The sequence below is a fragment of the Clostridioides sp. LIBA-7602 genome, assembly GCF_056688945.1.
In genome coordinates, this window is sequence record NZ_CP196991.1 from 110,518 (window position 1) to 130,394 (window position 19,877).

32 protein-coding genes, 1 tRNA gene and 1 rRNA gene are annotated in these 19,877 nt (G+C 33.8%); all 34 read left to right on the forward strand.

What is annotated here, in order from left to right; translation table 11 throughout:
• Nucleotides 1-8 precede the first annotated feature (8 nt).
• The 34 genes from rpsC (at nt 9) to ACTG45_RS00865 (ending at nt 19,833) form a co-directional block, all read left to right on the forward strand.
• Nucleotides 9-848 carry a 30S ribosomal protein S3 gene (rpsC, locus tag ACTG45_RS00700; RefSeq protein ID WP_054268681.1) on the forward strand — a complete coding sequence of 280 codons (840 nt, stop codon included), beginning with the start codon at nt 9-11 and terminating at the stop codon, nt 846-848.
• A 35-nt stretch (nt 849-883) separates the two neighbouring features.
• The gene (rplP, locus tag ACTG45_RS00705) at nt 884-1,315 is read left to right on the forward strand and encodes a 50S ribosomal protein L16 (RefSeq protein WP_003421160.1); all 432 of its coding nucleotides are present in this window, start codon (nt 884-886) and stop codon (nt 1,313-1,315) included.
• A gap of 1 nt (nt 1,316) precedes the next feature.
• Nucleotides 1,317-1,520, forward strand: coding sequence for a 50S ribosomal protein L29 (gene rpmC, locus ACTG45_RS00710; RefSeq protein WP_003421158.1), 204 nt, complete (start codon nt 1,317-1,319; stop codon nt 1,518-1,520).
• A gap of 23 nt (nt 1,521-1,543) precedes the next feature.
• The gene (gene rpsQ, locus ACTG45_RS00715) at nt 1,544-1,798 is read left to right on the forward strand and encodes a 30S ribosomal protein S17 (RefSeq protein ID WP_003421156.1); all 255 of its coding nucleotides are present in this window, start codon (nt 1,544-1,546) and stop codon (nt 1,796-1,798) included.
• Between the two features lie 25 nt (nt 1,799-1,823).
• Nucleotides 1,824-2,192: a 50S ribosomal protein L14 gene (gene rplN, locus ACTG45_RS00720; RefSeq protein WP_021382511.1), complete on the forward strand. Its 369-nt coding sequence runs from the start codon at nt 1,824-1,826 to the stop codon at nt 2,190-2,192.
• Nucleotides 2,193-2,215: 23 nt separating this feature from the next.
• Entirely contained in the window at nt 2,216-2,521 is a 306-nt protein-coding gene (rplX, locus tag ACTG45_RS00725; protein WP_021382513.1) for a 50S ribosomal protein L24, read from the forward strand.
• A 29-nt stretch (nt 2,522-2,550) separates the two neighbouring features.
• The gene (rplE, locus tag ACTG45_RS00730) at nt 2,551-3,093 is read left to right on the forward strand and encodes a 50S ribosomal protein L5 (protein WP_021382514.1); all 543 of its coding nucleotides are present in this window, start codon (nt 2,551-2,553) and stop codon (nt 3,091-3,093) included.
• Nucleotides 3,094-3,110: 17 nt separating this feature from the next.
• Nucleotides 3,111-3,296, forward strand: a complete 186-nt coding sequence (locus tag ACTG45_RS00735) for a type Z 30S ribosomal protein S14 (protein ID WP_003421149.1) — start codon at nt 3,111-3,113, stop codon at nt 3,294-3,296.
• 32 nt (nt 3,297-3,328) lie between these two features.
• Nucleotides 3,329-3,727, forward strand: coding sequence for a 30S ribosomal protein S8 (gene rpsH, locus ACTG45_RS00740; protein WP_021382525.1), 399 nt, complete (start codon nt 3,329-3,331; stop codon nt 3,725-3,727).
• Between the two features lie 30 nt (nt 3,728-3,757).
• Nucleotides 3,758-4,300: a 50S ribosomal protein L6 gene (gene rplF, locus ACTG45_RS00745; protein ID WP_003435668.1), complete on the forward strand. Its 543-nt coding sequence runs from the start codon at nt 3,758-3,760 to the stop codon at nt 4,298-4,300.
• Between the two features lie 35 nt (nt 4,301-4,335).
• Nucleotides 4,336-4,704 carry a 50S ribosomal protein L18 gene (gene rplR / locus ACTG45_RS00750; RefSeq protein WP_021382519.1) on the forward strand — a complete coding sequence of 123 codons (369 nt, stop codon included), beginning with the start codon at nt 4,336-4,338 and terminating at the stop codon, nt 4,702-4,704.
• Between the two features lie 20 nt (nt 4,705-4,724).
• A complete protein-coding gene (gene rpsE / locus ACTG45_RS00755; RefSeq protein ID WP_003421138.1) occupies nt 4,725-5,234 on the forward strand; it encodes a 30S ribosomal protein S5 in 510 nt (169 codons plus the stop codon).
• A gap of 14 nt (nt 5,235-5,248) precedes the next feature.
• Complete coding sequence (gene rpmD / locus ACTG45_RS00760) at nt 5,249-5,434, forward strand: 50S ribosomal protein L30 (RefSeq protein ID WP_003421137.1); 186 nt, start codon at nt 5,249-5,251, stop codon at nt 5,432-5,434.
• A gap of 32 nt (nt 5,435-5,466) precedes the next feature.
• On the forward strand, nt 5,467-5,910 hold the full coding sequence (gene rplO / locus ACTG45_RS00765) for a 50S ribosomal protein L15 (protein WP_003421135.1): 444 nt from the start codon (nt 5,467-5,469) through the stop codon (nt 5,908-5,910).
• Nucleotides 5,911-5,953: 43 nt separating this feature from the next.
• The gene (gene secY, locus ACTG45_RS00770; RefSeq protein ID WP_021382521.1) at nt 5,954-7,222 is read left to right on the forward strand and encodes a preprotein translocase subunit SecY; all 1,269 of its coding nucleotides are present in this window, start codon (nt 5,954-5,956) and stop codon (nt 7,220-7,222) included.
• Nucleotides 7,223-7,238: 16 nt separating this feature from the next.
• A complete protein-coding gene (locus ACTG45_RS00775) occupies nt 7,239-7,889 on the forward strand; it encodes an adenylate kinase (RefSeq protein ID WP_021382510.1) in 651 nt (216 codons plus the stop codon).
• Entirely contained in the window at nt 7,890-8,636 is a 747-nt protein-coding gene (map, locus tag ACTG45_RS00780) for a type I methionyl aminopeptidase (RefSeq protein WP_021382516.1), read from the forward strand. It abuts the gene before it with no gap.
• 21 nt (nt 8,637-8,657) lie between these two features.
• Nucleotides 8,658-8,927, forward strand: coding sequence for a KOW domain-containing RNA-binding protein (locus ACTG45_RS00785; RefSeq protein WP_021382520.1), 270 nt, complete (start codon nt 8,658-8,660; stop codon nt 8,925-8,927).
• Nucleotides 8,928-8,964: 37 nt separating this feature from the next.
• Complete coding sequence (gene infA / locus ACTG45_RS00790) at nt 8,965-9,183, forward strand: translation initiation factor IF-1 (protein ID WP_003421127.1); 219 nt, start codon at nt 8,965-8,967, stop codon at nt 9,181-9,183.
• Nucleotides 9,184-9,218: 35 nt separating this feature from the next.
• Nucleotides 9,219-9,332, forward strand: a complete 114-nt coding sequence (rpmJ, locus tag ACTG45_RS00795; protein ID WP_002509257.1) for a 50S ribosomal protein L36 — start codon at nt 9,219-9,221, stop codon at nt 9,330-9,332.
• A gap of 152 nt (nt 9,333-9,484) precedes the next feature.
• Nucleotides 9,485-9,856, forward strand: a complete 372-nt coding sequence (rpsM, locus tag ACTG45_RS00800) for a 30S ribosomal protein S13 (protein ID WP_021382517.1) — start codon at nt 9,485-9,487, stop codon at nt 9,854-9,856.
• 35 nt (nt 9,857-9,891) lie between these two features.
• Nucleotides 9,892-10,290 carry a 30S ribosomal protein S11 gene (gene rpsK / locus ACTG45_RS00805; RefSeq protein ID WP_003421122.1) on the forward strand — a complete coding sequence of 133 codons (399 nt, stop codon included), beginning with the start codon at nt 9,892-9,894 and terminating at the stop codon, nt 10,288-10,290.
• A gap of 32 nt (nt 10,291-10,322) precedes the next feature.
• On the forward strand, nt 10,323-10,946 hold the full coding sequence (gene rpsD / locus ACTG45_RS00810) for a 30S ribosomal protein S4 (protein ID WP_021382518.1): 624 nt from the start codon (nt 10,323-10,325) through the stop codon (nt 10,944-10,946).
• 77 nt (nt 10,947-11,023) lie between these two features.
• Nucleotides 11,024-11,971 carry a DNA-directed RNA polymerase subunit alpha gene (locus tag ACTG45_RS00815; protein ID WP_003427733.1) on the forward strand — a complete coding sequence of 316 codons (948 nt, stop codon included), beginning with the start codon at nt 11,024-11,026 and terminating at the stop codon, nt 11,969-11,971.
• Between the two features lie 20 nt (nt 11,972-11,991).
• The gene (gene rplQ / locus ACTG45_RS00820) at nt 11,992-12,333 is read left to right on the forward strand and encodes a 50S ribosomal protein L17 (protein WP_003421117.1); all 342 of its coding nucleotides are present in this window, start codon (nt 11,992-11,994) and stop codon (nt 12,331-12,333) included.
• A gap of 119 nt (nt 12,334-12,452) precedes the next feature.
• Nucleotides 12,453-13,286 (forward strand): energy-coupling factor transporter ATPase, encoded by an 834-nt coding sequence (locus tag ACTG45_RS00825; protein WP_021382523.1) that lies wholly within the window; start codon nt 12,453-12,455, stop codon nt 13,284-13,286.
• On the forward strand, nt 13,274-14,140 hold the full coding sequence (locus ACTG45_RS00830) for an energy-coupling factor transporter ATPase (RefSeq protein ID WP_479919652.1): 867 nt from the start codon (nt 13,274-13,276) through the stop codon (nt 14,138-14,140). Before ACTG45_RS00825 ends, ACTG45_RS00830 begins: the two co-directional genes overlap by 13 nt.
• Nucleotides 14,134-14,937: an energy-coupling factor transporter transmembrane component T family protein gene (locus ACTG45_RS00835; protein ID WP_479919653.1), complete on the forward strand. Its 804-nt coding sequence runs from the start codon at nt 14,134-14,136 to the stop codon at nt 14,935-14,937. Before ACTG45_RS00830 ends, ACTG45_RS00835 begins: the two co-directional genes overlap by 7 nt.
• A gap of 29 nt (nt 14,938-14,966) precedes the next feature.
• Entirely contained in the window at nt 14,967-15,698 is a 732-nt protein-coding gene (truA, locus tag ACTG45_RS00840) for a tRNA pseudouridine(38-40) synthase TruA (RefSeq protein ID WP_479919654.1), read from the forward strand.
• A 119-nt stretch (nt 15,699-15,817) separates the two neighbouring features.
• Nucleotides 15,818-16,249, forward strand: coding sequence for a 50S ribosomal protein L13 (gene rplM / locus ACTG45_RS00845; protein ID WP_021382526.1), 432 nt, complete (start codon nt 15,818-15,820; stop codon nt 16,247-16,249).
• 28 nt (nt 16,250-16,277) lie between these two features.
• Nucleotides 16,278-16,670: a 30S ribosomal protein S9 gene (gene rpsI / locus ACTG45_RS00850; RefSeq protein WP_003421105.1), complete on the forward strand. Its 393-nt coding sequence runs from the start codon at nt 16,278-16,280 to the stop codon at nt 16,668-16,670.
• A 541-nt stretch (nt 16,671-17,211) separates the two neighbouring features.
• Nucleotides 17,212-17,916 (forward strand): N-acetylmuramoyl-L-alanine amidase CwlD, encoded by a 705-nt coding sequence (gene cwlD, locus ACTG45_RS00855; RefSeq protein ID WP_021382515.1) that lies wholly within the window; start codon nt 17,212-17,214, stop codon nt 17,914-17,916.
• 283 nt (nt 17,917-18,199) lie between these two features.
• Nucleotides 18,200-19,702 (forward strand): 16S ribosomal RNA (locus ACTG45_RS00860).
• Between the two features lie 55 nt (nt 19,703-19,757).
• Nucleotides 19,758-19,833 (forward strand) — tRNA-Ala (locus tag ACTG45_RS00865).
• Nucleotides 19,834-19,877 lie beyond the last annotated feature (44 nt).

The following is a 19,877-nucleotide window of genomic DNA, read 5'->3' on the forward strand; positions in this document are numbered from 1 at the left end:
GGAAAGTAATGGGTCAAAAGGTTAATCCACACGGCTTAAGAGTCGGTGTTATAAAAGATTGGGACTCAAGATGGTTCGCTACTGATAAAAAAGAGTTCGGAAACTTATTATTAGAAGACCATAATATACGTAAATTCTTAAAGAAAAGATTATACTCAGCTGGAGTTGCTAAGATAGAAATAGAAAGATCAGCTAACAAAATAAAAATGGACTTACACGTTGCTAAGCCAGGAGTAGTTATAGGAAGAGCTGGTGCAGGAATCGAAGCATTAAAAGTTGAATTAGAAAAAATGACAAAGAAAACTATAATAGTTAATATAGTAGAAGTAAGAAGTACAGATAAAAATGCTCAATTAGTAGCTGAAAATATAGCTTTAGCTATAGAGAGAAGAGTTGCTTTCAGAAGAGCAATGAAACAAGCTATACAAAGAGCAATGAAATCTGGTGCTAAAGGAATAAAAGTTTCTGCTTCAGGAAGATTAGGTGGAGCTGAGATGGCTAGAACTGAAGGTTATAGTGAAGGAAATGTGCCACTACAAACTTTAAGAGCAGATATAGATTATGGTTTCGCTGAAGCTGATACTACTTATGGAAAAATCGGTATAAAAGTTTGGATATGTAATGGTGAAGTTTTACCAACTAGAGACGGTGTAAATCCAAGAGAAGAAAGCAGAAAGAGCGATAGAAGAGACAATAAGAGAGATAACAGAAGAAACGATAGAAGAGGAAATGACAATAGAAACTATAGAGGAAATGATAATAGAGGAAATGATAACAGAGGAAACTACAGAGGACAAAGACCTCAAGGTGGATCAAGACCTCAAAGAACTGAAAACAAAGGAAATTAATAATAGTTAGGTTCAAGGAAGGAGGAAAAATACTCATGTTAATGCCAAAAAGAGTAAAGCGTCGTAGAGTTCATAGAGGAAGTATGGCTGGGCAAGCTCATAAAGGTAACAAAGTTACTTATGGTGAGTTTGGATTAGTAGCTTTAGAAGCTTCTTGGATAACTTCTAATCAAATAGAAGCTGCCAGAATCGCGATGACTAGATATATAAAAAGAGGGGGAAAGGTTTGGATAAAAATATTCCCTCATAAACCAGTAACAAGAAAACCAGCAGAAACTCGTATGGGTGCAGGGAAAGGTTCTCCAGAATATTGGGTAGCTGTAGTTAAGCCAGGAAGAGTTATGTTTGAATTAGCGGGTGTTTCTGAAGATAAGGCAAGAGAAGCTATGAGACTTGCTGCACATAAATTACCAATCAAATGTAAATTTGTGAAAAAAGAAGATTTAGAAGTAAAGGGTGGTGAATAGGATGAAAGCTAAAGAATTAAGAGATTTAACAAGCGAAGAGCTAATGAACAAATTAAACGACTTCAAAAGTGAATTATTTAGCTTAAGATTCCAATTAGCTACTGGTCAATTAGAAAATACAGCTAGAATAAAGTTTGTTAAGAAGGATATAGCAAAAGTTAAAACTGTTCTTGCTGAAAGAAAGTTATACGAAACTAGAGCTTAATTTGGAAAGGAGGCTTTTTAAACATGGAAAGAGGAAGAAGAAAAGTTAGAATAGGCCGTGTTGTTAGTGATAAGATGGATAAAACAATAGTAGTAGCTGTTGAAGAGTTTGTACGTCATCCACTATATAATAAACGTGTTAAGAGAACTAAGAAATTCAAGGCTCATGATGAAAAGAATATATGTAACATCGGAGATAGAGTTAAAATAATGGAAACTAGACCTTTATCAAAAGACAAGAGATTTAGACTAGTTGAAGTTGTTGAGAAAGTGAAATAGTTTTTGAAGAAGGAGGGATTACGATATGATACAACAAGAATCACGTCTAAGAGTTGCTGATAACTCAGGAGCTAAAGAAATTTTATGTATACGTGTTCTAGGCGGAAGTAAAAGAAGATATGGTAACATAGGTGACGTTATAGTTGCTACTGTTAAAAGTGCAACACCTGGTGGAGTTGTAAAAAAAGGTAAAGTTGTTAAAGCTGTTATAGTGAGAACTAAACAAGGCATGAGACGTAATGATGGAAGTTATATTTCTTTTGATGAGAATGCAGCTGTTATAATAAAAGACGATAAAACTCCAGTAGGGACTCGTATATTCGGGCCTGTTGCTAGAGAGTTAAGAGACAATGAATTCATGAAAATAGTTTCTCTTGCTCCAGAAGTACTATAATTAAGGAGGTGCAATAGGACATGATGCGTGTTAAAAAAGGTGACACTGTTGTAGTTATAGCAGGTAAAGATAAAGGTAAAAAAGGTTCAGTTTTAAAGGTATATCCTAAAGCTAGCAAAGTGTTAGTTGAAGGTGTAAATGTAATAACTAAACATCAAAAACCAAGTGCTATGAACCAACAAGGTGGAATAATAAATAAAGAAGCCCCAATACACATATCTAATGTAATGCCATTTGATCCTGAAACAGGAAAAGGCGTTAGAGTAAGATATGAAGTAAAAGATGGGAACAAAGTAAGAGTATCAGCAAAGAGCGGAAAAGAATTATAATAAATATTGCTTGAAAGGAGGGACCTTAAATGGCTTCTAGATTACAAGAAAAATACATGAAAGAAGTTGCTCCTGCTTTAATGGAGAAATTTGGATACAAAAACGTAATGGAGATACCTAAGTTAGATAAAATAGTTATTAACATGGGTATAGGTGACGCTAGAGAAAATCCAAAAGGATTAGAAAAAGGCGTTGAAGAATTAGAAATAATATCAGGACAAAAACCTGTTATAACTAAAGCTAGAAAATCTGTTGCTAACTTCAAATTAAGAGAAGGAATGCCAATAGGAACAAAAGTTACATTAAGAGCTGACAAAATGTTCTACTTTATGGACAAACTAGTTTCTGTTTCTTTACCAAGAGTTAGAGACTTTAGAGGAGTTAACCCTAACGCTTTTGATGGTAGAGGAAACTATGCTTTAGGAGTTAAAGAACAATTAATATTCCCTGAAATAGAATATGATAAAATAGATAAAGTAAGAGGAATGGATATAATATTTGTTACTACAGCGAAAACTGACGAAGAAGCTCGTGAATTATTAAAATTATTAGGAATGCCATTTTCTAAGTAAGCAAAGGAGGGATTCCCGTGGCTAGAAAAGCGATGGTTGTTAAACAACAAAGAAAGCAAAAGTACGCTACTAGAGAATACACTAGATGTACTATATGCGGAAGACCGCATTCAGTTTTGAAAAAATTTGGTATATGCCGTATATGCTTTAGAGAATTAGCTTATAAAGGTCAAATACCTGGTGTTAGAAAAGCAAGCTGGTAGAAGCTTGATTAGAATGGAAGGAGGGCAACAAAATGACAATGACAGATCCAATTGCAGATATGCTTACTCGTATAAGAAATGCTAATGTTGTTAAGCATGAAACTGTAGATGTTCCAGCTTCTAATATTAAGAAAGAGTTAGCTAGAATCTTATTAGAAGAAGGTTTCATAAGAGGTTATGATGTTATAGAAGACGGAAAACAAGGTATCATAAGAATACAATTAAAGTACGGACAAGAAGGCGAAAGAGTTATAACAGGTCTTAAGAAAATATCTAAGCCTGGTATGAGAGTTTACGCTGCTAATCACGAGATACCAAAAGTATTAAACGGATTAGGAATATCAGTTATATCTACTTCAAAAGGAATATTAACTGACAAGCAAGCTAGAAAAGAAAATGTTGGTGGAGAAGTAATCTGCTACGTTTGGTAATTAATATGAACAATGTAAGGAGGTGCGACCATGTCAAGAATAGGTGTTAAGCCAATAATAATACCAGCAGGTGTTGAAGTTACTATAGCTGAAGGAAATTTAGTTACAGTAAAAGGTCCAAAAGGAACTTTAACTAAACAATTAAGTGCTGAGTTAAACATAAAAAAAGAAGAAAATACAATAATGGTTGAAAGACCAACTGATAATAAAAAACATAGATCTTTACACGGATTAACTAGAACTTTATTAGATAATATGGTTGTAGGTGTAAATACTGGTTTCGAAAAGAAATTAGAATTAAAAGGTGTTGGATATAGAGCTCAAAAACAAGGAAAGAAATTAGTTATGAACTTAGGTTTCTCTCATCCAGTTGAAATGGAAGATCCAGAAGGAATAACTGTTGAAGCTCCAAACCAAACAGAGTTAATAGTAAAAGGTATAGACAAGCAATTAGTAGGAAATTATGCTGCTAAGATAAGAGCTTGGAGAAAACCAGAGCCATACAAAGGTAAAGGTATAAAATACGTTGATGAAGTAATCAGACGTAAAGAAGGAAAAACTGGTAAAAAATAATACCAAAACTTAAACGCTAGAAAGGAGTGAGCTAGGTGTTAAAAAAGGCTGATAAAAATGCTAATAGACTTCAAAGACATAAGAGAGTTCGTAGAAAAATAAGCGGTACTTCTCAAAGACCAAGATTATGTGTATTTAGAAGTGCTAACAATATATATGCTCAAATAATAGATGACACACAAAGAGTAACTCTAGTTGCTGCATCTTCTTTAGACGCAGAAGTTAAGAGTGCTGTCAATCATACAGGAAACAAGGAAGCAGCTAAGAAAGTTGGAGAATTAGTTGCTAAAAAAGCTGTTGAAAAAGGAATCACTGAAGTTGTATTTGACAGAGGTGGATACTTATATCATGGAAGAATTCAAGAATTAGCTGAAGGTGCTAGAGAAGCTGGTCTTAAGTTCTAATACGAAGGAGGGAAAAATACATGCTACGTCGTAAGCCGATAGATGCAGGACAACTTGACTTACAAGAAAAAGTTGTTGAAGTAAGACGTGTTACTAAGGTTGTAAAAGGTGGTAGAAACTTCAGATTTGCAGCGTTAGTAGTTGTTGGAGATGAAAACGGACACGTTGGTATAGGTGCTGGGAAAGCAATGGAAGTACCAGACGCTATAAAAAAAGCAGTTGAAGATGCTAAGAAAAATCTAATAGTAGTGCCAATAGTTGGGACTACAATTCCTCACGAAGTACGCGGACACTTTGGTGCTGGAAATATATTAATAATGCCTGCTGTAGAAGGTACAGGAGTAATAGCTGGGGGACCTGCTAGAGCCGTACTTGAGTTAGCTGGACTAAAAGACGTTAGAGCTAAATCTTTAGGATCTAACAATCCAAGAAATATGGTAAATGCTACAATAGAAGGACTTAATTCTCTAAAAACAGTTGAAGATATAGCTAAACTTAGAGGTAAAAAAGTTGAAGAACTTCTAGGGTAAGGAGGTAGTGTAAAATGGCTAAATTACAAATAAAGTTAGTTAGAAGTGTTATAGGAACTACTCCTAACCAAAAAAAGAATGTTGAAGCGTTAGGATTAAGAAAAAGAGAGCAAGTTGTTGTAAAAGAAGACAATGCCCAAACAAGAGGTATGATAAATAAAGTAAGTCACTTATTAGAAGTAACTGAAATAGCTGAATAATTTTTATAAAGTAGTGCAAGGAGGTGCAATCCATGAAGTTACATGAGTTAAAACCTGCTGAAGGTGCAGTAAGAGCTAAGAGAAGATTAGGTAGAGGTACTGCAACTGGACAAGGTAAAACTGCAGGACGTGGACAAAAAGGTCAATGGTCTCGTTCTGGTGGTGGAGTAAGAGTAGGATTTGAAGGTGGACAAATGCCACTAGCTAGAAGACTTCCTAAGAGAGGTTTCAATAACATATTTAAGAAAGTTTACACAGAAGTTAATGTTGAAGTTTTAAATAGATTTGAAAATGGAACAGAAATAACTGCAGAATTATTAAAATCTACTAAAACTATAAGCAAAATAGGTAAAGACGGAATCAAAATCTTAGGTGAAGGTAATTTAGAGAAAGCTTTAACTGTTAAAGCTGCTAAATTTACAGCTTCAGCTCAAGAAAAAATAGAAAAAGCTGGTGGAAAAGCAGAGTTAGTATAATAACCTGCTAATCTCCTAGCCAGTACAGGCGGGGTGAATTAGCGTGCTGTCAAAATTAAAACAAGCTTGGAAGATTAAAGCAGTAAGAAAAAAAGTAATGTATACACTTATGATGATCGTGATATTCAGAATAGGTACTACTATACCAGTTCCAGGCATAGACACTAGTATTATACAAAAGATGGTAGGCGGCAATAGTCTACTTTCTCTGTATAATATGTTTACTGGTGGAGCATTTAGTAACTTTTCACTATTTGCTTTAGGTATAAGCCCATATATCACTGCATCAATCATAATACAACTTCTAACAGTAGGTTTTGAAAGTCTAGCAGAACTTCAAAAATCTGGCGAAGAAGGAAAGAAAAAAATTAATAAGTACACTAAATATACAGCACTAGCTCTAGCAGTTGTACAAGCTTTGGGAATTACATTAGGAATTGTAAGAAGTGCTTTAATATCAAATAGTGTGTTTTTTATATCAACTGTTGTAATAACATTAGTTTCAGCAAGTATGTTAGTAATGTGGATTGGGGACAAAATTACTGAAAAAGGAATTGGTAATGGTAGTTCAGTAATAATATTTGCAGGTATAATATCAAGAATACCTACAGATGTTATTAAAATCGTACAACAAGTTAAATCTGGTGACGTTGCACCTTGGGTTATAGTAATTCTAATTGTAGTTATATTACTTACAGTTACAGGAGTTACATTTATACAAGAAGCAACTAGAAAGATACCTGTACAATATGCTAAAAGAGTTGTTGGAAGAAAAATGTATGGAGGACAAAGTTCTCATATACCAATGAAAGTTAACCAATCAGGAGTTATGCCTATAATTTTTGCTAGTTCACTTTTAGCTTTTCCTCAAACAATAGCTATGTTTATGGGGTCAAATGCTCAAGCTTTTGTTCAAAAATACTTAAGTATGGCAACAGAACAAGGATTCTGGACATATAGATCAATTGAGATTCTACTTATAATTTTCTTCTCATATTTTTATACAACTGTATCATTCAATACAGAAGACATATCTAAAAATATGAAAAATAATGGTGGATTCATTCCAGGTATAAGACCAGGTGAACCTACTATGGATTATTTAAATAGAATTTTAACTAGATTAACTTTAGCTGGAGCTACTTTCTTAGCAATAATTGCTATGGTGCCAGCTCTTACAACACATTATATGAAAGTAAATATGAGTCTAGCTGGGACTTCATTGTTAATCGTTGTTGGGGTTGCTTTGGAACTTAAGAGACAGTTAGAGTCAAACTTAGTTATGAGAAGCTATCAAGGTTTCTTAAAATAAAATGGAGATGGATAATATGAGAATAATATTACTTGGACCTCCAGGTGCTGGTAAAGGTACTCAGGCGGCAGGAATAGTAGAAAAATACAATATACCTCATATATCAACAGGAGATATATTCAGAAAGAATATAAAAGAGGGAACAGAACTTGGAAAGAAAGCTAAAGAATACATGGACCAAGGTTTATTAGTACCAGATGAGTTAACTGTAGGTTTAGTTACTGATAGAATATCTCAAGAAGACTGTAAAAATGGATTTATGTTAGATGGATTTCCAAGAAATGTAGCACAAGGAGAACACTTAGATATATTCTTAAAAGATACTGGTATAGAACTAGATAAAGTTGTTAATATTGAAGTTGACAAGAGCATACTAGTATCTAGAGCAGTTGGTAGAAGAATATGTAAGTCTTGTGGAGCTACTTACCATGTTGAGTTTAATCCTCCTAAAGTAGAAGGTGTATGTGATGTATGCCAAGGAGAATTATATCAAAGAGCTGATGATAATGAAGAAACTGTATCTAAGAGAATACAAGTTTATCTAGATGAAACGAAACCTTTAGTAGACTATTATGGAAAACAAGGTATAATAGCAGATATAAAAGGTGACCAAGCAATAGATAAAGTATTTGAAGATATTGTCTCAGCTTTAGGAAGTGGAAAATAAATGATTATCTTGAAATCAAAAAAAGAAATAGAACTTCTAAGAGAAGCTGGCAAAATTGTTGCTGATACTCATGAAGTTTTAAGAAAAGCTATTTCTCCGGGAATATCTACTTTAGAATTAGATAAAATAGCTGAAGAGAATATAAGAAAATATAATGCAGAACCTTCTTTTAAAGGATATGGAGGTTTTCCAGGAAGTATATGTGCTTCTATCAATAGAGAAGTAGTACATGGGATTCCAGGAGAAACCATATTAAAAGAAGGGGACATTATAAGCTTAGATATAGGAGCCTATTATAAAGGATATCATGGTGATTCTGCGAAAACTCACGGAGTAGGCATGATATCTGAAGAAGATAGGAAATTGATAGAAGTAACTAGAGAAAGCTTCTATGAAGGAATAAAATTTGCTAAATTAGGATATAGACTTTCAGATATCTCACACGCAGTACAAACACACGTTGAGAAACATGGTTTCTCAGTAGTTAGAGATTTGGTGGGGCATGGAGTTGGAGCAAATCTTCATGAGGATCCACAAGTACCTAATTATGGACTCCCAGGAAAAGGACCAAGACTTAGAGAAGGAATGGTTATTGCTATAGAGCCAATGGTTAATGCAGGTCGTTATCATGTAAAGACTCTATCAGATGGGTGGACGACTGTTACAATAGATGGAAAGAAATCAGCTCATTATGAGCATACGATAGCAATTACTGAACATGAACCTTTGATATTGACAAAGTTGTAATTTAAAAAGTAGGTGAAAAAAGTGCTATCAGATAATTTAAGTATAGGTCAAGTTGTTAAAGTTTCATTAGGACGCGACAAAGGAAATTTATTTTTCGTAGTCAAAATAGTTAATAATGAATATGTATTAATAGCTGATGGAAAGAAAAGAAAACTTGACAAACCTAAGTTAAAGAAAGTGAAGCACTTAAAAAAATATAATTTTATTAATGATGAAGTTAGAAAAAGAGTAGTATCTGGACAAGAAATTACAGATTCTTTTTTAAGAGCTGAACTTACTAAGTTAAATTAGATGATTTAACTTATTGAAATGGAGGGCTGGTTAGTTAATGGCCAAAAAAGATGTTATAGAATTAGAAGGTACAGTTTCAGAAGCTTTACCTAATGCTATGTTCAAAGTTAAACTAGAAAATGGACATGAGATATTATGCCACATTTCTGGAAAGCTAAGAATGAACTTCATAAGAATTCTTGAAGGTGACAAGGTGAATGTTGAACTTTCTCCATATGACCTGACAAGAGGAAGAATTACTTGGCGTAAGAAGTAGACTATATTAATATTTAGTCTAAGGAGGGATTAATAATGAAGGTTAGACCATCAGTAAAACCAATATGTGAAAAATGTAAAGTAATAAAAAGAAAAGGAAAAGTAATGGTTATCTGTGAAAATCCTAAGCATAAGCAAAAGCAAGGATAAGAAATTATTACTAGTATTTTGTTAAAATTTATAGTATAATACTATATTGTGATGTTAACAAAAGAACGTTAAAATCGTTGAACAATCTGGCGTAGGATTGGTATATGATACGAAGTTTTAAACACTAAAAACTATGTGTAGGAGGTGCGATCATGGCAAGAATAGCTGGGGTAGATTTACCTAGAGAAAAAAGAGCGGAGATAGGCTTAACTTATATATATGGTATAGGTAAAGCGACTGCTAACGAAATATTAGCTAAGGCTGAGATAAATCCAGATACTAGAATAAAAGATTTATCAGAAGATCAAGTTAATGATTTAAGAAAAGTTATAGATGACGATTTCTTAGTTGAAGGTGACTTAAGAAGAGAAATTGCTTTAAACATAAAGAGATTAAGAGATATAAAATGTTATAGAGGAATAAGACACGCTAAAGGTCTTCCATTAAGAGGACAAAGAACTAAGACTAATGCTAGAACTAGAAAAGGTCCTAGAAAAACAGTATCTCGTAAAAAGAAAAAATAAATAAATAATACTTAGATGAAGGAGGGAAAAGGAAAATGGCTAAACCAAAAAAGAAAGTTACACGTATTAGAAGAAGAGAACGTAAAAATATAGAACGTGGTCATGCTCATATACAATCAACTTTCAATAATACAATAATAACTTTAACTGACGTTCACGGAAATGCTATATCTTGGGCAAGTTCTGGACAATTAGGATTCAAAGGATCAAGAAAATCAACTCCATTTGCATCTCAAATGGCTGCTGAAACAGCTGCAAAAGCTGCGATGGAACACGGATTAAAAAGTGTTGAGGTATTCGTAAAGGGGCCAGGTTCAGGAAGAGAAGCTGCAATAAGAGCTTTACAAGCAACTGGACTAGAAGTAACTATGATAAAAGATGTTACTCCAATCCCACATAACGGATGCAGACCACCAAAGAGAAGAAGAGTGTAATTAATAAGAGTACAAATAGGAGGTGTAGATAAATGGCAAGATATACAGGTGCATCATGTAGACAATGCCGTAGAGAGGGAATGAAATTATTCCTTAAAGGTGATAGATGTTATACAGATAAATGTGCTATAGTAAAAAGAAACTATGCTCCAGGTCAACATGGCCAAGGAAGAAAGAAAGTTTCTAACTATGGATTACAATTAAGAGAAAAACAAAAAGTTAAAAGAATATATGGAGTTTTAGAGACTCAATTTAGAAACTTATATGAACGTGCTGAAAATATGCCTGGTAAAGCAGGGGAAAACTTATTAAGTTTATTAGAGAGAAGATTAGATAATGTAGTTTACAGAATGGGACTAGCATCTTCTAGAAAAGAAGCTAGACAATTAGTAGCTCATGGTCATTTCACTTTAAATGGAAATAAAGTAGACATTCCTTCATTAGTAGTTAAAGTTGGAGATGTTATAGAAGTTAAAGAGAAATCAAGATCTTCTGCAAAATTCAAAAATTTAGTAGAAGTTAACTCAAGAATAGCTCCTAAATGGTTAGAAGCTAATGTAGAAGGAATGACAGCAAAAGTAGTTGGTGTTCCAACAAGAGAAGATATAGATCTTGAGATAGCTGAACACTTAATCATAGAACTTTACTCTAAATAATAAGCACACTTTTAAAAATTATTTTAAAATTTTGTTTACCCTCAGTGGATTACTGAATTTTAAGGAGGGTTTTGTCCATGATAGAAATAGAAAAGCCAAAAGTAGATATAGTTGAGCTTAGCGAAGACTATAGATATGGTAAGTTTGTTATAGAACCTCTAGAAAGAGGATATGGAATAACTATAGGTAACGCACTAAGAAGAATATTATTATCATCATTACCAGGTGTAGCAGTAAATGCTATAAAAATAGATGGAGTTCTTCATGAATTCTCTACAATACCTGGTGTTAAAGAAGATGTTACAGAGATAATATTAACTTTAAAAGAGCTTTCAGCAACTATAGATGGTGAAGGAAGTAGAACACTTAAAATAGAGGCTCAAGGACCATGCTCTATCACAGGTGCAGATATAATCTGCCCTCCAGATGTTGAAATATTAAGCAAAGATTTAGCAATAGCTACATTAGATGATAATGCTAAACTTAATATGGAGATATTTGTAGATAAAGGTAGAGGATATGTTTCTGCTGAAGAAAATAAAACAGAGAATGTTCCAATAGGTGTTTTACCTGTGGATTCAATATATACTCCTGTTGAGAAAGTTAGTTATCATGTTGAAAACACAAGAGTTGGTCAAAAAACAGATTATGATAAATTAGTACTAGAAGTTTGGACTAATGGTAGTATAAATCCTCAAGAGGGTATATCATTAGCTGCAAAGGTATTAGTTGAGCATTTAAATCTATTTATAGACTTAACTGAACATGTAAGTAGTGTTGAAATCATGGTAGAAAAAGAAGAAGATCAAAAAGAAAAAGTTCTTGAGATGACTATAGAAGAATTAGATTTATCAGTTAGATCATATAACTGTTTAAAGAGAGCGGGAATTAACACAGTTGAAGAATTAGCTAATAAGTCTGAGGACGATATGATGAAGGTTAGAAACCTAGGTAAGAAGTCATTAGAAGAGGTAATACAAAAACTAGAGGAACTTGGACTAGGATTAAAACCAAGTGAAGAATAGCGAGCAAAGGAGGGATAAGAATGGCTAAGTACCGTAAATTAGGACGTGAAACAGCTCACAGAAACCTTATGTTAAGAAACTTAGTAACTTGCTTACTAAGAAGTGGAAGAATAGAAACTACAGTGACTAGAGCGAAAGAAACTCGTAGAATGGCTGAAAAGATGATAACTCTTGCTAAAAGAGGGGATCTTCATGCTAGAAGACAAGTTTTAGCTTATGTTATGGATGAAACAGTAGTTAATAACTTATTCACAGATTTAGCTCCAAAATATGCTGAGAGAAATGGTGGATACACTAGAATAATAAAAATAGGGCCAAGAAAAGGCGATGCTGCTGAAATGGCTTTTATAGAATTAGTATAGTAAGGAAAGGATTAGGCTTGATGGCTTAATCTTTTTTTTATTTTTTTGACTCAGGTGTGATATAATAATGTGTAAAATGATTTTTATAAGTTATTGCTTACTAAAAGGAGTATGAATTAATGGATAATATAGTAAAGGTAAATAATATTTCGTTTGAGTATATTACAGATGAAGCAAAACTTAAAGCAATAGATAATTTAAGCCTAGATGTTAAAAAAGGAGAATTTGTTGCGATAATAGGACATAATGGTTCTGGTAAGTCTACTTTATCTAAAAACTTAAATGCAATTCTTATGCCTACTGAGGGAAATATTCTTATTGATGGAATGGACACCAAAGAGGAAGAAAGATTATGGGATATAAGACAAACTGCAGGTATGGTATTTCAAAACCCAGATAATCAAATAGTGGCTACAATAGTGGAAGAAGATGTTGCGTTTGGACCTGAAAACTTAGGTATAGAGCCTAAAGAAATAAGACGTATTGTAGAGGAGTCTTTAAAGAGTGTAGGTATGTATGATTTAAGAGGCAGACAGCCTCACTTGTTATCAGGTGGTCAAAAACAAAGAGTTGCAATAGCAGGAATTATTGCTATGAGACCTAAATGTATAATATTTGATGAAGCAACTGCAATGTTAGACCCATCTGGAAGAAAAGAAGTTATGAAAACAATAAAAAGACTTAACAAAGAAGAAAATATAACTGTTATACATATAACACACTTTATGGAAGAAGCAGTAGAGGCAGATAGGGTTGTAGTTATGGAAAAAGGGAAAAAAATCTTAGAGGGAACTCCTAGAGAAGTATTTAGTGAAATAAAAATGCTAAAGGAAATCGGTTTAGATGTACCTTGTATGACAGAGTTATCTAGTTTATTAATAGAAGAGGGTATGAATATTGGTAGTGATATATTAACTGTGGATGAGATGGTGATGGAATTATGTCAATTATAGTAAAGAATTTAACACATATATATAACGAAGGCATGCCTTTTGCAAGTAAGGCACTTGATGATGTTTCTTTTGAGATTAAAGATAGAGATTTTGTTGGTCTTATAGGTCATACAGGCTCAGGAAAATCTACACTAATACAACATTTAAATGGACTATTAAAGCCTTCCTCAGGAGAAATATTTATAAATGATTTTAATATAACAGATAAAAACTTGAACCTAACTGAGATTAGAAAAAGAGTAGGTGTTGTATTTCAATATCCAGAATACCAATTGTTTGAAGAAACGATTGATAAAGATATAGCTTTTGGACCTGCTAATTTGGGCTTAGAGGAGTCTGAGATACATAACAGGGTAAAAGCATCAATGGAAGCTGTAGGACTTGATTATGAGGAGTTTAAAGATAAATCTCCTTTTGAATTATCTGGAGGTCAAAAGCGTAGAGTAGCAATTGCTGGAGTTATAGCTATGAATCCGGAAGTTCTTATACTGGATGAGCCTACTGCTGGTCTTGACCCTGGTGGAAGAGATGAAATTTTTAATTTAATAAAGGATTTACATGAAAAAAACAATATGACTATAATACTGTCATCACATAGTATGGATGATATGGCAAAGTTAGCAAAAACTTTAATTGTTATGAATCATGGTAGAATAGAATTTATGGGAACTCCTAGAGAAGTATTTAAATCAAATGCTGGTAAATTGAAAGAGATAGGATTAGATATTCCACAAGTTTTAGAGCTTGCATTGAAATTGAGACAAAAAGGTTTTGACATCAGAGAAGATATATTGACTTTAGAAGAAGCAAAACAAGAAATATTAAAAGTTGTGAGAGGACGAGGATTATGTTAAAAGATATAACTATAGGGCAATACTACCCAACGAGTTCTGCTATTCATAAATTAGATCCAAGGATAAAACTTGTAGCAACAATTGTATTTATGGTGTCTATATTTGTAGTAAATAAATTTTGGCCTTATATAGTAGTTTTATTATGTTTATTAGGTATGATAAAGTTAGCTAATATACCAGTCAAGTATATTATTAAGGGTGTAAAGCCTCTTAAATGGATTATTTTGTTTACATTTCTTATAAATATTTTTTTCTTGCCAGGTGATGAAATCTGGTCATTTGGATTTTTGGCAATAACAAAACAAGGTCTAAGACAAGCAATTTTTATGGCAATAAGACTTATATTTTTAGTGGTTGGGACATCTTTGCTTACTCTAACTACTTCCCCAATAGAATTAACAGATGGTATAGAAAGATTGCTTAACCCATTTAAAAAAATTGGTTTACCAGTACATGAGCTTGCAATGATGATGACAATTGCTTTACGTTTTATTCCTACATTGTTGGATGAAACAGATAAAATAATGAAAGCCCAAATGTCTAGAGGAGCAGATTTTGAAAGTAAAAACCTTATAAATAGAGCTAAGAACTTAGTACCTCTTTTGGTGCCATTATTTGTGAGTGCATTTAGAAGAGCTGATGAATTAGCTATGGCTATGGAAGCTAGGTGTTATAGAGGTGGACACAATAGAACTAAAATGAGAGAGTCTGTCATAACAAAGGGAGACTATATAGCATGTGTATTCCAAGTTGTTTATTTAGGAGTTATTATAGCTACTAGATTTATAGCAATTTAATAGAAACATAGATATAAACGAGGTAAAGTATGAGAAATATAAAAATTACAATCCAATATAATGGCAGTAATTATTGTGGATGGCAAAAACAACCTGATTCTTTAGGAATACAGGGTACAATAGAAAAGGCTATATATGATATAACAAGAGAAGAAGTCAAACTTGTAGGGTCAGGTAGAACTGATTCAGGAGTTCATGCTATTGGTCAAATTGCAAATTTTAAAATTAATTCAGACATAAATGTAGAAAGTATACCAATGGCTTTAAATGCTAAACTACCAAAGGATATATCAATTATAAAAGCATGTGAAGTTAACGAAGATTTCCATTCAAGGTATAGTGCAAAAGGTAAAACATATAAATATCTAATATATAATAGCAAGTTTAGAAATCCGATACTTAGTGATATATCGTATCAAGTAAAATATGAACTTGATTTTGACAAAATGTGTTTAGAGTCAAAAAGTATTTTAGGAACACATGATTTTAAAGGTTTTATGAGTTCTGGTTCATCTGTAAAAGATACAATTAGAACTATATATGATATTGATATCAATAAAAAAGACGACTTGATTGTCATAGAAATTAGTGGTAATGGATTTTTATATAATATGGTAAGAATTATTGTTGGAACACTTATTGATATAGGACGTGGTAGAATTAATGAGTCATTTTTAGAGATAATAGAATCTAAAACTAGGTCAAAATGTGGACATACAGCTCCAGCACAAGGATTATTTCTTAAAAAAGTTCATTATTAACTTGACACACCAGGCTACATGTATTAAAATATATGAGAATGTGTTAATAAGTCCACTTGCCCCGGACTTGACATAAACGGTAAAAAAATTTTATGAGAAATAGTTAAGGAGGGACAGTTATGAAAAGTTATATAGCTAAGCCAGCTGATGTACAAAGAAAATGGTACTTAGTTGACGCTGAAGGTAAAACACTAGGTCGTTTAGCAACAGAAATAGCGACAGTATTGAGAGGTAAACATAAACCAACATTTACTCCTCACGTTGATGGTGGAGATTTTGTTGTTGTAGTAAATGCAGGAAAGATAGTTTTAAGTGGTAAGAAATTAGATCAAAAATATTACAGATACCATACTGGTTATGTAGGTGGATTAAAAGAAATATCTTACAGAGATATGATGGATAAGAAACCAGAAGAAGTTATAGCACATGCTGTAAGTGGTATGTTACCTAAGAACAAATTAAGAAGCAGAATGATGACTAGATTAAGAGTATTCGCAGGTGCTGAACACACTCATGCAGCTCAAAATCCAGAAGTTTTAAACTTTAAGTAAGATTAATAGGTGAAAGGAGGAGTTTATAATGGCTAACGTTCAATATTATGGAACTGGAAGAAGAAAAAGTTCTGTTGCTAGAGTAAGACTAGTTGCAGGTGAAGGAAATATATTAGTAAATGGAAGAGCATTAGAAAATTATTTTAACTATGAAACATTAATAAGAGATGTTAAACAACCATTAGTTTTAACTGGAAATGAAAATAAATATGATGTTATAGTAAAAGTTGAAGGTGGAGGATTCACTGGACAAGCTGGAGCTATAAGACATGGTATATCTAGAGCTTTATTAAAAGCTGATTTAGATTTAAGACCTGCTTTAAAGAAAGAAGGTTTCTTAACTAGAGATGCAAGAATGAAGGAAAGAAAGAAATACGGATTAAAAGCAGCAAGAAGAGCTCCACAATTCTCAAAAAGATAATTACTTATTTTTTTGGAAAAGCAAAATACCTTATATATTTTTATTTGAAAAGTATTGGTATGTTAAAAATGTTGGGTTTAAATTAAGATTTATATACAATGAAATAATAAGATGTTTTATTAGGATGTTTTTCTGTAGGGAAAGCATCCTTTTTTATTTATTTAATATAACGATAAAGTATTAAATTTATTTATATAATGGTATTGTTAATGAAAGTAGTATAGAATTTTATAAATTTGTAATTAAAATTTTTGTATTCTTTAACAGCATAATCTATGAATATATATTAATTAGTATAATTCATAGATTATGTTATTGTAACTTATATAGTCTTTTACCAAATCAATTATTATCTAATAGTAGATAAGAGTGTTAAATTAAAGGGGTTAGTAATATATGATATTGTAAATTATATATGCCAATACTAATAAGTTAATACAATAAATGGAAATTGATAATTAGAAAAGTAAAATTTAAATGTTTGTACTAATATCTGGAATATTATAGTGTTTTTGTAAGTATACATATACAGGGTGATGTTGTGAGAAAGTACATAAAACATATAATTTTCAGTTTTGTTATGGTGTGTCTAGTGATAGTGTCAATATTTGAAGTGAAAAATATATCCGAAGATGTTATTAAGTATATGCCAGTAACAAATAAAACAATAATTTTAGATGCTGGCCATGGAGGGATTGACCCAGGGGCGTTAAATAAGGATAAGAGTACATCTGAAAAGGATATTAACTTAGCCATAACACTTAAGCTTAGAGAGCTTATAGAATCAAGTGGAGGTCTTGTAATATTGACTAGAGAAGATGATAGTAGTCTTTACAAAGAGGAAAATAACAAAACGACAAGACAAAAGTATAATGAGAATTTGAAAAATAGGAAAGAAATAATATCTAATTCTAATGCTAATATGTTTGTTTCTATACATCTCAATGCCTTTGAACAATCAAAATACTATGGAGCTCAAACTTTTTATCCTAAAGACAAACAAGATAGTAAAGAATTATCAAAGTGTATTCAAGAGGAACTTAAAAGAGTAGTAGATAAGACAAACAATAGAGAGGTCAAACCTAGAGACGATATATATCTTTTAAAAGAAAATAACATTCCATCAGTATTAATAGAGTGCGGTTTTTTATCAAATGAAAAAGAATGTAAACTTTTGACTGATGAAACATATCAAGAGAAGATAGCATGGGCAATATACATAGGAATACAAAAATATCTAAGTTAAAAGTATTATAAAAATGGGTCTGAATATGTAAATAGCTTGTATTAAAGCGGTTAAAATGCATTAATATAGGCTATTTTTGTCTTGTCAAAAAAATATTTAAAATAAAAGTTAAAAAAGCGTTGACTTGGAATCATATAGATGGTATTATATATGAGTGCCCAAAAGGAGCACGAAAATACGACAAAAGAACTTTGAAAATTAAACAGTAGGTTAATTTATAAACAAGAAACAAACCATAAAGCCAGATATTTTGATAACAATAGTATCTGAGCCTGATAAACTTTTATTTGAGAGTTTGATCCTGGCTCAGGATGAACGCTGGCGGCGTGCCTAACACATGCAAGTTGAGCGATTTACTTCGGTAAAGAGCGGCGGACGGGTGAGTAACGCGTGGGTAACCTACCCTGTACACACGGATAACATACCGAAAGGTATGCTAATACGGGATAACATATTTGAGAGGCATCTCTTAAATATCAAAGGTGAGCCAGTACAGGATGGACCCGCGTCTGATTAGCTAGTTGGTAAGGTAACGGCTTACCAAGGCGACGATCAGTAGCCGACCTGAGAGGGTGATCGGCCACATTGGAACTGAGACACGGTCCAAACTCCTACGGGAGGCAGCAGTGGGGAATATTGCACAATGGGCGAAAGCCTGATGCAGCAACGCCGCGTGAGTGATGAAGGCCTTCGGGTCGTAAAACTCTGTCCTCAAGGAAGATAATGACGGTACTTGAGGAGGAAGCCCCGGCTAACTACGTGCCAGCAGCCGCGGTAATACGTAGGGGGCTAGCGTTATCCGGATTTACTGGGCGTAAAGGGTGCGTAGGCGGTCTTTCAAGTCAGGAGTGAAAGGCTACGGCTCAACCGTAGTAAGCTCTTGAAACTGGGAGACTTGAGTGCAGGAGAGGAGAGTGGAATTCCTAGTGTAGCGGTGAAATGCGTAGATATTAGGAGGAACACCAGTTGCGAAGGCGGCTCTCTGGACTGTAACTGACGCTGAGGCACGAAAGCGTGGGGAGCAAACAGGATTAGATACCCTGGTAGTCCACGCTGTAAACGATGAGTACTAGGTGTCGGGGGTTACCCCCCTCGGTGCCGCAGCTAACGCATTAAGTACTCCGCCTGGGAAGTACGCTCGCAAGAGTGAAACTCAAAGGAATTGACGGGGACCCGCACAAGTAGCGGAGCATGTGGTTTAATTCGAAGCAACGCGAAGAACCTTACCTAAGCTTGACATCCCAATGACATCTCCTTAATCGGAGAGTTCCCTTCGGGGACATTGGTGACAGGTGGTGCATGGTTGTCGTCAGCTCGTGTCGTGAGATGTTGGGTTAAGTCCCGCAACGAGCGCAACCCTTGTCTTTAGTTGCCATCATTAAGTTGGGCACTCTAGAGAGACTGCCAGGGATAACCTGGAGGAAGGTGGGGATGACGTCAAATCATCATGCCCCTTATGCTTAGGGCTACACACGTGCTACAATGGGTAGTACAGAGGGTTGCCAAGCCGTAAGGTGGAGCTAATCCCTTAAAGCTACTCTCAGTTCGGATTGTAGGCTGAAACTCGCCTACATGAAGCTGGAGTTACTAGTAATCGCAGATCAGAATGCTGCGGTGAATGCGTTCCCGGGTCTTGTACACACCGCCCGTCACACCACGGGAGTTGGAGACGCCCGAAGCCGATTATCTAACCTTTTGGAAGAAGTCGTCGAAGGTGGAATCAATAACTGGGGTGAAGTCGTAACAAGGTAGCCGTATCGGAAGGTGCGGCTGGATCACCTCCTTTCTAAGGAGAATTACCTACTGTTTAATTTTGAAAGTTCTTTATGAACTTCATATTTGGGGGTGTAGCTCAGTTGGGAGAGCACTTGCCTTGCAAGCAAGGGGTCAGGAGTTCGACTCTCCTCATCTCCACCATTTAAGAGCATATTACTTAAATCTTTGATTTATCTAGTAGACTC

Excerpts from the sequence above, each read along its gene's own strand:
- rpsC (WP_054268681.1), top strand. The coding sequence starts at position 9 with ATGGGTCAAAAGGTTAATCCACACGGCTTAAGAGTCGGTGTTATAAAA.
- rplP (WP_003421160.1), top strand. The coding sequence starts at position 884 with ATGTTAATGCCAAAAAGAGTAAAGCGTCGTAGAGTTCATAGAGGAAGT.
- rpmC (WP_003421158.1), top strand. The coding sequence starts at position 1,317 with ATGAAAGCTAAAGAATTAAGAGATTTAACAAGCGAAGAGCTAATGAAC.
- rpsQ (WP_003421156.1), top strand. The coding sequence starts at position 1,544 with ATGGAAAGAGGAAGAAGAAAAGTTAGAATAGGCCGTGTTGTTAGTGAT.
- rplN (WP_021382511.1), top strand. The coding sequence starts at position 1,824 with ATGATACAACAAGAATCACGTCTAAGAGTTGCTGATAACTCAGGAGCT.
- rplX (WP_021382513.1), top strand. The coding sequence starts at position 2,216 with ATGCGTGTTAAAAAAGGTGACACTGTTGTAGTTATAGCAGGTAAAGAT.
- rplE (WP_021382514.1), top strand. The coding sequence starts at position 2,551 with ATGGCTTCTAGATTACAAGAAAAATACATGAAAGAAGTTGCTCCTGCT.
- rpsH (WP_021382525.1), top strand. The coding sequence starts at position 3,329 with ATGACAATGACAGATCCAATTGCAGATATGCTTACTCGTATAAGAAAT.
- rplF (WP_003435668.1), top strand. The coding sequence starts at position 3,758 with ATGTCAAGAATAGGTGTTAAGCCAATAATAATACCAGCAGGTGTTGAA.
- rpsE (WP_003421138.1), top strand. The coding sequence starts at position 4,725 with ATGCTACGTCGTAAGCCGATAGATGCAGGACAACTTGACTTACAAGAA.
- rpmD (WP_003421137.1), top strand. The coding sequence starts at position 5,249 with ATGGCTAAATTACAAATAAAGTTAGTTAGAAGTGTTATAGGAACTACT.
- rplO (WP_003421135.1), top strand. The coding sequence starts at position 5,467 with ATGAAGTTACATGAGTTAAAACCTGCTGAAGGTGCAGTAAGAGCTAAG.
- ACTG45_RS00775 (WP_021382510.1), top strand. The coding sequence starts at position 7,239 with ATGAGAATAATATTACTTGGACCTCCAGGTGCTGGTAAAGGTACTCAG.
- map (WP_021382516.1), top strand. The coding sequence starts at position 7,890 with ATGATTATCTTGAAATCAAAAAAAGAAATAGAACTTCTAAGAGAAGCT.
- infA (WP_003421127.1), top strand. The coding sequence starts at position 8,965 with ATGGCCAAAAAAGATGTTATAGAATTAGAAGGTACAGTTTCAGAAGCT.
- rpmJ (WP_002509257.1), top strand. The coding sequence starts at position 9,219 with ATGAAGGTTAGACCATCAGTAAAACCAATATGTGAAAAATGTAAAGTA.
- rpsM (WP_021382517.1), top strand. The coding sequence starts at position 9,485 with ATGGCAAGAATAGCTGGGGTAGATTTACCTAGAGAAAAAAGAGCGGAG.
- rpsK (WP_003421122.1), top strand. The coding sequence starts at position 9,892 with ATGGCTAAACCAAAAAAGAAAGTTACACGTATTAGAAGAAGAGAACGT.
- rpsD (WP_021382518.1), top strand. The coding sequence starts at position 10,323 with ATGGCAAGATATACAGGTGCATCATGTAGACAATGCCGTAGAGAGGGA.
- ACTG45_RS00815 (WP_003427733.1), top strand. The coding sequence starts at position 11,024 with ATGATAGAAATAGAAAAGCCAAAAGTAGATATAGTTGAGCTTAGCGAA.
- rplQ (WP_003421117.1), top strand. The coding sequence starts at position 11,992 with ATGGCTAAGTACCGTAAATTAGGACGTGAAACAGCTCACAGAAACCTT.
- ACTG45_RS00825 (WP_021382523.1), top strand. The coding sequence starts at position 12,453 with ATGGATAATATAGTAAAGGTAAATAATATTTCGTTTGAGTATATTACA.
- ACTG45_RS00830 (WP_479919652.1), top strand. The coding sequence starts at position 13,274 with ATGTCAATTATAGTAAAGAATTTAACACATATATATAACGAAGGCATG.
- ACTG45_RS00835 (WP_479919653.1), top strand. The coding sequence starts at position 14,134 with ATGTTAAAAGATATAACTATAGGGCAATACTACCCAACGAGTTCTGCT.
- truA (WP_479919654.1), top strand. The coding sequence starts at position 14,967 with ATGAGAAATATAAAAATTACAATCCAATATAATGGCAGTAATTATTGT.
- rplM (WP_021382526.1), top strand. The coding sequence starts at position 15,818 with ATGAAAAGTTATATAGCTAAGCCAGCTGATGTACAAAGAAAATGGTAC.
- rpsI (WP_003421105.1), top strand. The coding sequence starts at position 16,278 with ATGGCTAACGTTCAATATTATGGAACTGGAAGAAGAAAAAGTTCTGTT.